Here is a 14239-nt window from a genome sequence, read left to right on the forward strand (position 1 = left end):
ATATCCATGTATAACTCCTTTCAGGTTGATAGATTTGTTTTTAAGCAACTCAATTTTATCACAATCTGGTGAGGAGTTATATTTATTTATGTTAAAAATATCCCGTAATTATGCGGGCTGTGGCGTTTTGCAAACGCCTAATAAAATAAACAAAAAAGGAGGTGCTGGCTATGAGTGATGAAGCCACTCAAAAATATCTATTTGACAGCGAAGTCTATTTTAAATTAAAAGAGGCGGAGTTGGAAGCCCAACAAACCAGTCAGCGTTATTTGCATAAGGTGGTGTTTGCTGACTTAAAGAAAATACTTGAGGCAAAGGTTGAAGCAAAGGTTGAATATCGTGATGATTTATAAAACTTCACCGGAATTTTTTGAAGATCTGAAAATCTTGACAAGTTAGCAAGACGTCCACAAGCTCAGAACAATTAAAACAACGATACGTGAAATTCAAAAGGCAAATAAATACCGAGCCGATTATTTAACAAGGGAGGCGAAAAAAAATGAGTCGATTTAATGATTATTTAGCCGAGAAAATGGGCGATCCTGAATTTAAAGCTGAGTATGATGCCTTGGAGCCGGAATTTGCCATTATCCAGGCTAGGATTGACGCCCAAAAACAACTCGGTCTAACCCAAAAACAACTTTCTGAAAAAACAGGGATTGCTCAAGCCGATATCAGCAAATTGGAAAACGGCAATGCCAATCCTTCTTTAAAAACACTACAACGATTGGCTCACGGGATGGGAATGAATTTAAAAATTGAATTTATACCTAACCATCATTCGCTTCGTAAATAATTGCGTCATGACGGTTGGTTCAGGTGCTTGTTTTAGGTGGCAAAGGATTACTTTCTGACCAGCTTGTTACCGAAATAAAAAGCAGCGCTGTTTCAGGCGCTGCTTTGTGCTTACTGATAGTAAAAAATAGCAGGAGCTGGAAAAGACTTTTGCGCTGCCGACAACGGCTGTGGGAACAGAATTATCACTGAAATTAAGGCATAATTTGTGTTTGTGAAATGCGCCATCAAATAATTAGGTACGCGTTTCAAAATATCGCAAAAAGTAATCGCAAAATTTTTGGGCACCCAAAGAAAGGGGTGTCTTTTTTTTTGTTAAGATATGGATTTGCGGTATGTTTTGACATCGATATGGTTGGACGATAATATCTTCTGAAATTGGGAGTGCTTTATTCATGCCAAGGATAAAAGGACTCACGCCTAGACCAGATTGAACACACTGCATGGTTACATTGATGTCAGTTGAAGAAACGACTATGTTTGGAACAAAATTAGCCTCGGCACAATCTTTAACAACCGTATAGTAATTCGTGGAGCCACATAAGATAAGTTTTGTATCGCGGAGGTCTTCAACAGTAATGAAGCTTTTTTTTGCAAGCACATGGTTTTTAGGGACGTAGACAATAGAATTAAGGGGATAGAATGGCAAAACATCAAATTGCTCACTATCAACCGATTTTACAGCAAAAAAAACATCAGCAGTGCCATCAGAAAGCTGGGCTTGACAGATCGTCTCACGATGTTCACCAAACCTGAGGTCAACATTGGGATATTCTTCAATAAAGTGTAAAAATGGAGACAACGTTAAGAGGGTAAGGCAACCAAGCTCTAATACAACATTTAAAGGGCCATGGATTAAGCTATTATTTAAGTTGATGGAGTCGGTTACTTTTTGATATTCACTTAAAATTTTTTCTGCATGTTCCCAAAGAAGTTTTCCCTCAACCGTAGGAGTAACACCGCGATTGTTACGTCTAAATAGTTTTACACCCAGTTCATTTTCCATTCGCTTGATCATTTGACTCAAACCTTGCTGGGAAATGAATAGATTCTCGGCTGCAACAGAAACATTCTTGTCCTTGCATAGTCGCACAAAGAATTCAAGACTTTTGATATCCAAAATTATACTCCTATCCAAAAATGTAGTGGGGTAATAGTAATATTGACTTATTCGCAATAAAACTACAAAGCAACATATTTTAGAACAATCATCTTAAAACACAAATCGCTTAATATTTCAGGAAGAAAAGGATTTCATTAGTTTATTCTATCAAATGGAGAATTGGTTGTCAATTTTTGATATTTTTTTTACAATCTTTAAATTTGATTGTAATGGGTTACAATTAAGCGTTGTTTTACCTGGTTTTTATAAGGTGCTATACTAAAATCGTGGAAAGATTAAGGGCAAAGTTTATTGATAAACTACTTGTTTTTAAGATGTTTCACATTTGATTTTGTTAAAAAGTCGAGAGGTTATTCTACACTCTGGCTAATTTAAAATAAAGGAGAAAAAGATGTTAGTATTAAACGGAAAAGAAATTAACAAAGCGTCCTTGGCAAAAATGATTGATGGTTCATTACTTAATCCCTATACAACAACTCAGGAGATTGATGAATTAGTAAAAATTTCCTTGGAGTACAACACAAATTCTGTTTGTGTAAATCCAAACTATCTTGAAAGAGTTGCCAAACAATTAAAAGGGACCGATGTTAAAGCTTGTGTTGTTATTGACTACCCCTTTGGAACCGGATCAATTGAAGACAAAGTCAATCAGGCAAAAGTGGCCATTGAGCATGGCGTCGAAATTGTTGATTTTGTGATTGATTACGGTCATTTAAAAAGTGGCAATAAAGATCATTTATTAGAAGAAATTAAAGCTTGTGTTGCAGCAGTAAATGGTCTTGAAACAAGATTTATCATTGAAGTATGCTATTTGACACCTGAGGAAATTGTAACTGCTTGTGAGTGTGTTATTGAAGGTGGCGGGGATTTTGTAAAAACCTCGACAGGTCGATTTGGCGGTCCTGATATGGAAATCATCGACCTTCTTGTAAAAACCTGCAAAGGTCGCTGCAAATTAAAAGTTGCTGGAACAGGTCAGTTTTGGACTGCGAATATTGCATTAATGTGTATTGCCGCCGGTGTAGATATTATTGGTACCCGCTCTGCTAAAAAAATTGTTGACGCTTTAGAAATTTTCGAAAGATTTGTTAAAGGCATCGAAATCAAATAACCGGCTGGCCAGAAGTAAAAAAATAAGAAAAAATGCTGTAAAAAGCGTGAAAAGAGTGGTTTCTTGAGAGAAACTGCTCATTTTCTCTAAAGCAATGTAAACGATTATTTGTGAGGCGGGGGGCAATAATTAATTTAAAAGCCCTGAAATTTTCCCTTGGGCGGTAGAACAGCTGGCAAAACACGACATAATTGAAATGGATCTTTATAATCGTTGTGGTCAGCCATTAGGCTCAGTAGAATGTGGGGAAGAAGCATTTTGGTAGTATGTGAGAACATTAAAATGTGTTTCTAGGATAGAAACAAGGAGGAGCTATGGAATTTTCGTTTTTAACAGCAACAAAGACCGTTCTAAAACAAGGAGTGATTAAGGAATTAGATCAATACGTATGTAATTTTGGAACTAATTTTTTAATTGTGGTGGATAGCTTTTTTGCAAATTCGCCTATTCTGGAGAATATTAAAACTCAGCTTGAAAGCAATGGTAAAAAAACAGTTTTTTATAGTGAGATTCGAGGAGAACCGACAGTAGAACAAGTCGATGAAGTCACGGCTATAGCAATTAAAAATGGATGTGATTGTGTTATCTCTATTGGCGGTGGAAGTTGTATCGATGTTGGTAAAGCAGTTGCAGCACTCATTACGAATGGTACACCAGCACTTGATTATATGGAGGTCGTCGGAAAAGGCAAAAAAATTACGGAGCTGCCAGTTCCATTTGTGGCGTGTCCAACAACGGCTGGCACTGGTAGTGAAGTCACTAAGAACGCTGTTTTAGGATCACGTGTTTTAAATTTTAAGCGTTCGATGCGTTCTGATACGATGATTGCGAATGTAGCACTTCTTGATCCGGAATTAACGAGAGATTGTCCTAAGAGCGTTACCGCATTTTCAGGAATTGATGCATTAACACATTTAATTGAAGCCTATACAACATGGAGAGCAACACCGATCAGTGATGGTTTAGCATTAAGCGGGATTGCCCTTGGCGGAAAATATTTACAAAGAGCTTTTGATGATGGTAATGATATGGAAGCACGGGAGGGGATGTGTGCGGCATCACTTCTGGGTGGAATGGCATTCGCAAATTCAGGATTAGGGGCAGTTCATGGCATAGCAATGGCCGTTGGGATTGCCTATCATGTTCCCCACGGAGAATCTTGTGGAATTATGCTTCCTCACATTATGAAAATTAATGCGGATATTGCGCAAGAACGCATGGATATTATTGGTGAAGCTTTAACCGGCAAGCGTTATCATAAACCAGGTGATGGAGCGAAAGCGGCAGTTGATTTTATCTTTGAACTTAATAATTATATGGGAATTAAGCCCGATTATAAGCATCTGAAGATCGATCCGGAAGATATCCCGATATTGGCAAAAGCAAGCTTTGGAACGAGTATGTCGAGTAATCCGAAGCAGTTATCAGTTGAAGAATGGATTGCGTTCTTTGAGACAGTGATGTAAGTAAATTTTAAATTGATTTAGACTGACAGTCCCGGAAAATTATATCTAGAAGGGCCCGAAATCACTGTAAATAGGATGGTGTAGCTTACATGTCGGGCACCCTTTATATCGCTGTGTGATTTCTGAAACCCACTTATTTCATGGTTTCAATACCTGGATATAAAAATGCGGGATTTCAGGTTTAGCGTGTCGTTATGATAAAGTGCGGGACAAGGAGTTTGTATGATTAAAATTATAGTGTCAGATCTTGATGGGACATTACTTAACAGCAAAAAAGAATTACCTAAACGATTCCCAGCGTTAATTAAAGCGTTAAAGCGTGAAGGAATACGATTTGTTCCAGCAAGTGGCAGAGCCGTACATACCCTTAAAGTTCAATTCTTCGAATATTTTCATGAAATTGGATTGATTTGTGAAAATGGGAATGTGGTGTTAGATTGTGGTGAGATGATCTACCATGTGTCGATTGAAAAAAAAGAACTTGAAGTATTGCTTGGGCAGATTGAAAAAATTGATGAATTACGACCAGCACTATGTGGAATTCATGCGACTTACATTATGGATCGGTTACCTGCTTTTGAAGCACAGGTGAGACGCTTTTTTTATAATACCGTAATCGTAGAAAATTTTGAGGAAGTGATCGCGCAGGAAGAAATCTGTAAAATATCAAGTGTTGATGGGATTAATCCGTTGACAAATGCTTGTCCAAAGCTTTTTTCGATCACCGATCAATATGATCTTGTTCCGTCAGGGGAAAACTGGATTGACATTGTTAAAAAAGGGGAGAACAAAGGAAAAGCTTTGCAGATGTTGATGGCAAACATTGGCGCAAAACCTGAGGAAACAATGGCTTTTGGTGACTTTCTCAACGATCTTTCCCTAATGGAGGTTTGTGAACATACTTTTGCGATGAAAAATGCTCATCCCGATCTAAAAGCAGTTGCCAAAAATATCACCCATAAAACAAATGAAGAAGATGGTGTGATTGATACAATTATTGAGGTGCTTAACTTAAAGTTATAAAATATAGTAATAAAAAGGAGTACGAAATGAGTAAATATATTGCAGGTATCGATGGGGGCACCATGGGTGTTCGTTGTGTTATCGTAGATTTTAAAGGAAATGAAGTAAGCAGTGCGTATTTTGAAACTCCGACAACGTATCCAAAACCCGGATGGGTTGAGCAAAATGCAGAAGATTTTATGGATTTGGCACTTAAATCAACTGAAGCGGCTATTTCTAAAGCTAACATCAAGGGCGAAGACATTGCCTGTGTAAGTTTTACAAACATGCGTTCAACCTTTGTACCTGTCGATAAGGATGGCAATTTCCTGCATCCGATTTTCATATGGCAGGATCTGAGAGGCGTAGAGATGTTCCCGTGGATGGAAGAACGCATGGCCAAATATGACATGGACTGGGCTGATCTCTATAAAATCACGGGATTCCCAAAAGGAGCTGTATGGCCATCGTCTAAAGTATATTGGTATAAAAAACATTTCCCCGAACTCTACGAAAAAACGTATAAGATGGTGACGCCCCAGGCCCTTCTTATCAAAGCTTTAGGTGCTGATGGTTGGTATGACGATGATACTGACGCTGGATGGTGGCAGATCTGTGATGCCGATACATTTGAATATGTGCCAAAATTGGCAGAGGTATTTGAAGTAGATATTGATAAATACCCTAAAAATTACAAACCGACCACCAAAGTTGGCGAAGTAACACCTGAAGTTGCGAAACTTACCGGACTAAAGGTTGGTACTCCCTTAATTATGGGCAGTGGCGATCAGCAATGCGGCGCTATTGGTGTTGGTAACGTAGCATCTGGGCTGGCATCTATTTGTCTTGGTACTGCGGGACTGGTTATTGGTTACTCTGATGAACCAGTACGCCATCCAACAGCAGCCTGTCATGTTCTGGGACATCCTGGTACTGGAAACTGGACGATGGAGGGTCATGCCAGTGCTGCAGCCAGTGCATTTAGATGGGTCAAGAACACCATCAGCGATTCAGAAGTACAGGAAGCTGCACTCCGGGATATTGATGTTTATGAAATACTCACTGCTGAAGCAGCTAAATCTCCTCCTGGAGCTAAAGGAGCCATCTTCATGCCTTGGCTGGCCGGCGAAGCTTGTCCCTATTATGAGGATAATGCCAGGGCAGCTTTTATAGGCATGACATTGGCCCACACGAAAGCTGACCTGTATCGCGCCGCCATGGAAGGCATTTGCTTTGAAATGAAACAAATGCTCGAAGCACTCAAAGCAGCCAATTTCAAAGAGTTTAAACTCTTGCGCGTGACCGGTGGTGCTGCCCGTTCTGATGTCTGGAACCAAATCCAGGCAGACATTTACGGCAGTCCCGTTGAAACTGTTAAGGTTAGTGAGGCAACGGCTCTTGGAGCATGTATGTTAGGTGCTGTTGGAGTCGGAATCTATAAGGATATTCATGAAGCCGCAGAAAATATGGTGCAAGTTGATAAACGTTTTGAACCAATACCTGAGAATGTTGAAACCTATAAAGAAGTTTTCAAAATATTCGAGTTAGGCTTTAACGCATTAAGGAAAGAAACATTCCCGGCAATCGTTAATTTCCAGAATAAGGAATGAGATAAAATAGTATAAAAGGTGTTATGAGTGATCTTCTCTGAAACGCAATTCGACGCGCTGGCGCCCGAATTAGCCATGATCTCGGTCATGATTGACGTCTGAAAACAAGGTGTTCAGACTAGGCCGCTACCACAAAAAAAACAGCGAGTAATCAATCGCTGTTTTTTTGTGGTAGCAGCATGGGCGAAATCTAACGGGTGAAAGGCCCGTGTCCGGTGCAGTGCTCGAATGAAAAAGTCGATCGTGATTTTTACCGGCCCTTTTTAAATAACCGCTTCTTTAATCAGGATAGCAACGATATTTGGGTCGAATTGCGTCCCGGCACAATCGATCAGGACTTGCTTGGCTTTTTCAACCGACAGGCCATTTTTGCGGTAAGGGCGTGACGCCGTCATCGCGTCATAGGCGTCAGCAATGGTGATAATGCGCGACTCGATGGGAATGTCATCACCTTTGATGCCGTTGGGATAGCCCGTACCATCCCATCTTTCATGGTGACTCAAAACGCCTTTGGCGATGTTGGAAAATTCATTGGTGGTCGTCAACATCCGATAGCCGATGGCGGGATGCTTTTTGATTTCGTTATATTCTGCTTCGGTGAGCCGTCCCGGTTTCTCAAGGATATCTCCCGAAACAATGATTTTTCCGATATCGTGCAATAATCCCAAAGTGGCAATGTCATCGATCTGATGCTGCGAGAAATGCAAGGCTTTGGCGATCTTGACCGCCAGGTCTTTAACCCGATGCGAGTGGCTTTCTTCCCGGGGACTTTTCTCATACAGGGTGTTCACGATCGTCTTGATGGTTAAACCCCGAACACCCTGGCTTTCGCTCAGTTTTCTTTTATACATGTATTCTTCAGCATTTTTGAAAACAGCCTCAAAATTCATGGTGCTGTCTGTTTTTGTATCCCAACCAAAAGCGATCGACAGGATCCCGTTGGTGGTCTCTAATTGACTGCTCCCCTGATTCATGCGATCGACAATTTTTTGGGCTTCATCGGAGGTTGTTTGTGGCATCAGAATAACAAACTCGTCACCGCCCCACCGCGCCGCGATATCATCGGCCCGCAGATAGGTGCTAAACAGATGGGCGGTCTGTTTTAACAAGACATCCCCCTGATGATGGCCAAAGGCATCATTGGTCAGCTTCAGGCCATTCAAATCGGCCATGATGATGGTCAGGGGATAGTTTCTGGGGGTATCAAGCCGTCCCATTTCCGCTTCAAAAAAGCGGCGATTGTACAGTCCGGTCAGGGCATCATGGAAACTGAGATATTCAATCTCTCGTCTTTGAGCTCTTTTTTGGGTCACATCGCGAAAGACCAGAACCACGCCAAGCATTTCATGGTGGAGATTTTTAACCGGTGAGGCACTGTCCTCCAGCAGATAACATTGCCCATCCTTAGATGTTAAGATGGCGTGATTGCTTAACTCATAGGGGAGGCCAGATTTAAGCACCTCGCTGACCGGGTCAATAATTTCACAGCTGGGATTTTCATGAGATAATCTCAGGACATCCTGATAATGCATCCCTTTGGCTTCGGCTTCGGTCCAGCCCGTCATGTCGGCACAGACCTTATTCATGAGCTCGATTCTTTCATTTAAGTCGACCACCAGGACCCCGTCCCCGATCGAGACTAAAGTCGATAAATATTTGTTTTTTTCGACCTCAAGTTCGTCCCGGTATTTCGATTTCTCAATCATATTCCAGACGCCACTCATCAGGGTCGTCACCTGATAGATATCATTTTCATCGTAATCAACCGGGCGATTGGCCAGCCCAACGGTGGCGACGATGTGCGAATCGGCAAAAACGGGCACGGCCATCCAGTTATCAAGTGTAACATGGCCCTGGGGATAGCCTTTTTTGAGCGGATCCGGTTTGTTGAAGTCATTGATGATCATCGGCTTTCGCTGGCGGATGACCTCACCCCAAATACCAACGGAATCTAATTGATAGACGGTCTTTTTCTCGGCCACCAGACAGGCTGTCATCACCCCAGTTGACCATGAATTGATGGTGAGCTGGTTAGTTGCTTCGTCGAACAAATAGATATAACCAAATTCGCTGCCAGTCATTTTGATCATTTCATTCAGGACATAATCGAGTCGATCGGTAACCGAACTAGATTCTTGATTCATCACGTTAAACATAATGGTATTGCGAAAGAGGTTATTCTCTAATTTTGCGGTTTGACGTTTGACTTCTTTGCGAATCATGATAAAAGAAAATAACAGCAAAACCACAATTGCCGCCAGCAGGGCGCCAAAAAAATAGATCGCGATTTGGGTATAGTCCGGTTTTGTTTCGACCAGAAAGGGGAACCATTTGAGATAAAGGGCCTCATAGGTGCCGTTTTCCGAGACAATCGCCAGGCCTTCATTGAGTGCGGCCAGGAGCTCTTTGTCGCCTTCTTTGACAGCAAAGCAGAACTTTTGCTCAAAGCCACTAAGGGAAACCTTGACCCGGTCAACACCATCGTCAGACAGGCGGGTAACGGCCTCAATATTTTCTATTTTTAAGTCATTAATTAACTTCTGGCCCACCAGGCTCTGTGCCAGAACGGCATCATGAGAACCGGAACTGAGCAAGGAAAAGGCCTCGGCATAGGTATCAACGAGAATCAGGTGGTCGGTAAAATTCATGCTTTCGGCATAGTCCTGAGCATTATCGCCTTTCATGACGATGATTTCTTTGCCATACAAATCTGCTTCCGAGGTGATTTTGGTGTCATCCTGACGGACAAAAATATTGCCGCGCATGACAATATAGGGCACCGTAAAATCAAAATACTGATCACGTTCTTCGGAGTAACCAACCAGGGGCAGGACATCGAGCTGGCCATCTTCCAGTTCGGCTTTGATCGTCGCCCAATGATCGACTTTGAACTCAATCGTCAGCCCCATCTCATTGGCCACCGCCTGTAACAGCTCCACTGAAAAACCATCGGCCTGGCCATCCGTTACCACCGAAAAAGGCGGATAATCATATTCGGTGGCACTTTTGTAGACAAGCTTTGGCGCTGCCATGGCATGGGCGGTCAAGCGATTGCCAGTCATACTTAAACAGAGCACCGCACAAGTAAGCCCAAGTAGCATCATGATCCTTATTCTGACTTTCATATCTACCTCCAGAAAACGTTTGTAAAAACAGCGGACGTTGAAGCACAATCTGGTTTTGTAAGAACTAATCATAACATGGCAGGGGGGTGCTTTACTATCATTTATCGGTAATATTTTGTTAGCTTAAAAAGCAGCGAGGCATCACTCGCTGCTTTTTGATTGCCGATTTTTCCGGCATTGTTCAGATGTTTACCACCCTCAAATCAGCGTCTCAATATCCACCAGCAGATCGGTGCGGGTGTAGGGGATGACGAGCTCCACCCGGCCGACGGCGCCGGCGGCGACTTCGTAGGGGTTGAAGAAGACACAGACCCCGGCATCGCTGAGGTAGTAGGCGGAGTTGGCGTTGAGGCTGCTGGCGATGGTCGTCAGATCAATATCCGCGTAGCGGGGATTGCTATTCTTCAGGTTCTGGAATTCCGCCGTCAGCTGGTTGCTGATCTGGGCATCCGGGATCGCCAGAATATCGCCGAGGCTCAGTTCATCACCGGTTGTGGTGCCAAAGCTGTGGGCCGTCAGCTCGCTATTGCCATGGGCGCCGCCGGAATAACGGTACTGTTCCTGGGTCACCGAGATGATGTTATTATTATTGTAGGAAATCGTCGCGGTGACATTGTTCTCATATTTACCGATCAGGTTGGCCCGGAAGATGGGATCGGTGGTGTAGGAATTGACAAAGCTCATGTATTCGGCGTTGTTAGCCTGGACCCAGCTGGTTTCCAGGGCATCATAGAAGGTTTCCAGTTTCAGCTGGACCAGACTGTTGTCATAAAACACCGGCCGTTCGTAGCGGGAGCCGTAGACCCAGCGGAGGGTGTCGATGTCATAATAGTTTTGTGACTGGGTTTGATTGATGGCCATGCTGTAAACACTGACAAAGGGCCGTAGGGTCGAGCCCGGGGCGGCGCCGCCTTTGTTGACGATCACAATTTCGATCGCTTCGAGCCGATAGCTGAGTCCGGCGGACCCGGCACTGGCGCCGTTTTTAGCCCAGCCCAGCCAGCCCAGATTCTGGGCGTGAACGCGATAGTAAATATCGAAGAGATCAGCATCGCTGCCGGTCAGGTTGATCCGGATCGCTTCTAACCGTAGCGACTGGCCCGAGGTACCGCTGGTTTCGCCATCGTACTTCAGCTCTTGCCAGCCGACATTCTGGACATGGGTCTGGTATTCCACCCCCAGATCATAGCCCTGATCATTGACGGTAATTTCGATCGCTTCCAGCCGCAGTGACTGGCCCGAGGTGCCGCTGGTCTGGCCGTTGCTTTTCCACTCCTGCCAGCCGATATTCTGGACGTGGGTGCGATAGCTGCAGAACGGTGGGGCGGTCTGGGCATCCAGACTGCCGGCGGCCAGAAGGGTCTGGGGCAGGGCCAGCAGCAAAATTAACAGCAAGAGGGGGATTTTTTTGAATCGCTTTTTGCTGGGCGTGTTCATCTTGTAACCTCACTTTCATGGGAATTGGCACCCGCAGCCGGGTGCCGGACGGGTATTAATTCGTTTCCAGATAGGCCGGTGCCTCGGCGTCGACACTGAAGTAGGTGCCTTTGGGCACCACTTCGATCTGGATTGCTTCGAGACGGTAGCCGTAGCCGGAGGTGCCGGCCATCTGGCCGTTTTTGCCCCAGCCCATCCAGCCGATGTTCTGGCAATGAACCCGGTAATAGACATCAAATTTGTCGGCATCATCGCCGACTAACTGAATCTCAATGGCTTCCAGCCGTAAACCCATCCCCGAGGTGCCGCTGATCTCTTTGTCATAGTGCCAGGGTGCCCAGCCGATATTCTGGATATGGGTGCGATAGGCAATGCCGAGGTCGTAGCCGGATTGGACCAGCTGAATTTGAATGGCTTCCAGCCGGTAGCCGTAGCCGGAGGTGCCGGAGACCTCGCCATTTTTGCAGTCATACTGCCAGCCGACGTTTTGGATGTGGGTGCGGTAATAGACGTCAACGCCACCGGTAGCGGCACTCTTAACGGTAATGGTGTAGCTGGTGGTCTTGCCGCCAATGGCGATGGTCAGGGTTTTGGTGCCCGCCGTAGCAGCGTCAAAGCCACTGACATTGGCGGCGGTGACGGTCTCGGTCCGGGTCGAGCCATCACTGTAGGTGCCGGTGACCACCAGACCGGACAGATCCAGGGACTCACCAATCTGATAGGTCAGCTTATTGGCGGGACTGGTAATCTCGATGCCCGTCAGGGTGGCGACGCTTTGGCCACCGGTAAAGGCTTTGATGCAGACACTTTCATTATCGTTATAACCGGAGTCATACCAGATGTCGCTGCCATTGCCCCGGGTAAAGCTCTCACCGGCATTGGCACTGGCGGCGCTGCTGTAGTTGGCGATAGCCCGCTCGGTGGGTATCTGGTATTCGCTTTGGGGGGTTGTATATTTAATCACCACGGCAAATGGCTGGTTGGCCGTCAGACCCACCGGGGTGTTGAGATCGACGGTGTAATAGCCGTTATTGGCAAAGTTGGCAGTTTGGGTTGCCCGCAGTTGGCCACTGCTGGGATTGTCGGCCGAAACATCGGTATAGATGCTGATTTCAGCGGTGGTGTTGGCACTCATCGAGTAGGTGGCAATGGCGGTCAGATTTTCGCTGGCCGCGGCGGTAAAAATATTGGCGCCCCAGGCCGAGCCATCAGCGGTGGCATAACCGCGGCTCCCGGTGTTGCCGAGGGGATCATACTGGTAGATGCGACCGTAATTGCTGGTGGTTTCGGCGTTATTGAAGACTGTCGCATGATTGCCGGCATAGGTGTCATAATAGGAGAGGTAGAAATAGCCGCCGTCACCCCAGTTGGTGCCCCAGCTGTTTTTGATGATCCAGGCGCCGTTGCCCGGGGCCGTGATGGGAAACAGGTTGCGGTCGAAATTGTCATCCCAGCCGACAATCGTCACGGCGTGATCAGTGGGGTTACTGCCATTATAGTAAAGGGCGGCGGCCTCGGCATTATAGTAAGAGCTGGAGTTAACGGCACTGGCATAAATGGAGGTAAATACGGCGCCGCTGTCCATCAGGGCCTGTTTGATGGCGGTCGCGGATTTGGGCAGGTTTTCGGCCTGCTGAACGTGATAAACCGGGGCCAGACCGATTTTTTGGGAGCTGCCATAGGGATCGCTGCTTTCACTGACCGGACCGCTCCAGCGGGCCAGGTAGGCCAGCACCATGTCGGCGTTGCCGGGATCTTCGGGCCCGGAATCAAAACCATGGTTCCAACGGATATTGTTTTCGGACAGATCCGTGGTGACCGTCGGCTTCAGGGTTGATTCCAGCGAGGCGAGGCTGGCAAAGGCCCAGCAGACGCTAAATGTGCCCTGATGGCGGACGTCGGTGACCCGGCCGAGGCTGCGCAGATCATAACTGGCCGGAAAACTGGCCGCGGTGTCAAGACTGGCATCCACCGGGGCTTCTACCCGGACTACGGGTGACGGCATATAGCCCAGACTATAGCCGTCGGCGGTGCTGGTCGTGAGGGTACCGGCTTCGCGGTCGGACAGGTACTGGACAAAGTCGGGATTTAAGGGGGCCGTTGTGGGGGCGGTGGCATCAGCCCAGACCGACTGGGGGATCACCAGCAAACAGGCCAGACCGAACAGGATCAGCGACATGCGGTGTTTGAATCGGGTTTTCATTTGGGAACATCCTTTCTTAGAACAGAACCGCTGCCGGCCCCTGCGATCGTGGCAGGGGTGAACAGCTCGGGGTAGCAAAAACCTGGCCTGACGTGGAGAATAAACAGGGCCACCTGGCAGCGACAACCATCATCGTAAAAAACGTGTTTCTATACCAGAGATATACCAATTAACGGTGGTTTTATTCATCGATTCTAAAAATATTTAAAGTAAAATTCTTAGTTATCGGGGCAACGGTGCGGCTGATAATAATGCCAGTGAAACGCAAAATAAAATCGCCACTTTGAAGGAGCGTTTTTATTTTACCGGAATAGCGGTGATAATCGTTTCGGAAAAAGGGTAAGAAAGAACAATAACCGATTGTGAA

Annotated in this window: 10 protein-coding genes; 6 read left to right on the forward strand and 4 right to left on the reverse strand. The window is 45.5% G+C overall.

Features of this window, described 5'->3' with window-relative positions:
- The first annotated feature begins 170 nt into the window (after positions 1-170).
- Positions 171-353, forward strand: a complete 183-nt coding sequence (locus ACEW8F_RS12435; RefSeq protein WP_373483790.1) for a hypothetical protein — start codon at positions 171-173, stop codon at positions 351-353.
- A 146-nt stretch (positions 354-499) separates the two neighbouring features.
- Positions 500-796: a helix-turn-helix domain-containing protein gene (locus ACEW8F_RS12440; protein ID WP_373483791.1), complete on the forward strand. Its 297-nt coding sequence runs from the start codon at positions 500-502 to the stop codon at positions 794-796.
- Between the two features lie 234 nt (positions 797-1030).
- Here the strand turns inward: ACEW8F_RS12440 and ACEW8F_RS12445 are convergent, their stop codons facing one another.
- Complete coding sequence (locus tag ACEW8F_RS12445) at positions 1031-1915, reverse strand: LysR family transcriptional regulator (RefSeq protein WP_373483792.1); 885 nt, start codon at positions 1913-1915, stop codon at positions 1031-1033.
- A gap of 394 nt (positions 1916-2309) precedes the next feature.
- Here ACEW8F_RS12445 and deoC point away from each other — a divergent pair, with 394 nt between their 5' ends.
- The 4 genes from deoC to ACEW8F_RS12465 all read left to right on the forward strand — a co-directional run bounded on the left by deoC (position 2310) and on the right by ACEW8F_RS12465 (position 7107).
- A complete protein-coding gene (gene deoC, locus ACEW8F_RS12450) occupies positions 2310-3029 on the forward strand; it encodes a deoxyribose-phosphate aldolase (protein WP_373483793.1) in 720 nt (239 codons plus the stop codon).
- A 314-nt stretch (positions 3030-3343) separates the two neighbouring features.
- Entirely contained in the window at positions 3344-4495 is a 1152-nt protein-coding gene (locus ACEW8F_RS12455; RefSeq protein ID WP_373483794.1) for an iron-containing alcohol dehydrogenase, read from the forward strand.
- Positions 4496-4717: 222 nt separating this feature from the next.
- Positions 4718-5518 carry an HAD family hydrolase gene (locus ACEW8F_RS12460; protein ID WP_373483795.1) on the forward strand — a complete coding sequence of 267 codons (801 nt, stop codon included), beginning with the start codon at positions 4718-4720 and terminating at the stop codon, positions 5516-5518.
- A gap of 26 nt (positions 5519-5544) precedes the next feature.
- Positions 5545-7107, forward strand: coding sequence for an FGGY-family carbohydrate kinase (locus tag ACEW8F_RS12465; RefSeq protein WP_373483796.1), 1563 nt, complete (start codon positions 5545-5547; stop codon positions 7105-7107).
- 263 nt (positions 7108-7370) lie between these two features.
- Here the strand turns inward: ACEW8F_RS12465 and ACEW8F_RS12470 are convergent, their stop codons facing one another.
- The 3 genes from ACEW8F_RS12470 to ACEW8F_RS12480 form a co-directional block, all read right to left on the reverse strand.
- Complete coding sequence (locus ACEW8F_RS12470; protein ID WP_373483797.1) at positions 7371-10232, reverse strand: HD domain-containing phosphohydrolase; 2862 nt, start codon at positions 10230-10232, stop codon at positions 7371-7373.
- 198 nt (positions 10233-10430) lie between these two features.
- Positions 10431-11669: a DUF3298 domain-containing protein gene (locus tag ACEW8F_RS12475; RefSeq protein WP_373483798.1), complete on the reverse strand. Its 1239-nt coding sequence runs from the start codon at positions 11667-11669 to the stop codon at positions 10431-10433.
- 55 nt (positions 11670-11724) lie between these two features.
- Positions 11725-13872 carry a lectin like domain-containing protein gene (locus ACEW8F_RS12480; RefSeq protein WP_373483799.1) on the reverse strand — a complete coding sequence of 716 codons (2148 nt, stop codon included), beginning with the start codon at positions 13870-13872 and terminating at the stop codon, positions 11725-11727.
- Positions 13873-14239 lie beyond the last annotated feature (367 nt).

The organism is Acetobacterium sp. (genome assembly GCF_041752335.1).
In the GTDB taxonomy this organism is placed as follows: domain Bacteria; phylum Bacillota; class Clostridia; order Eubacteriales; family Eubacteriaceae; genus Acetobacterium.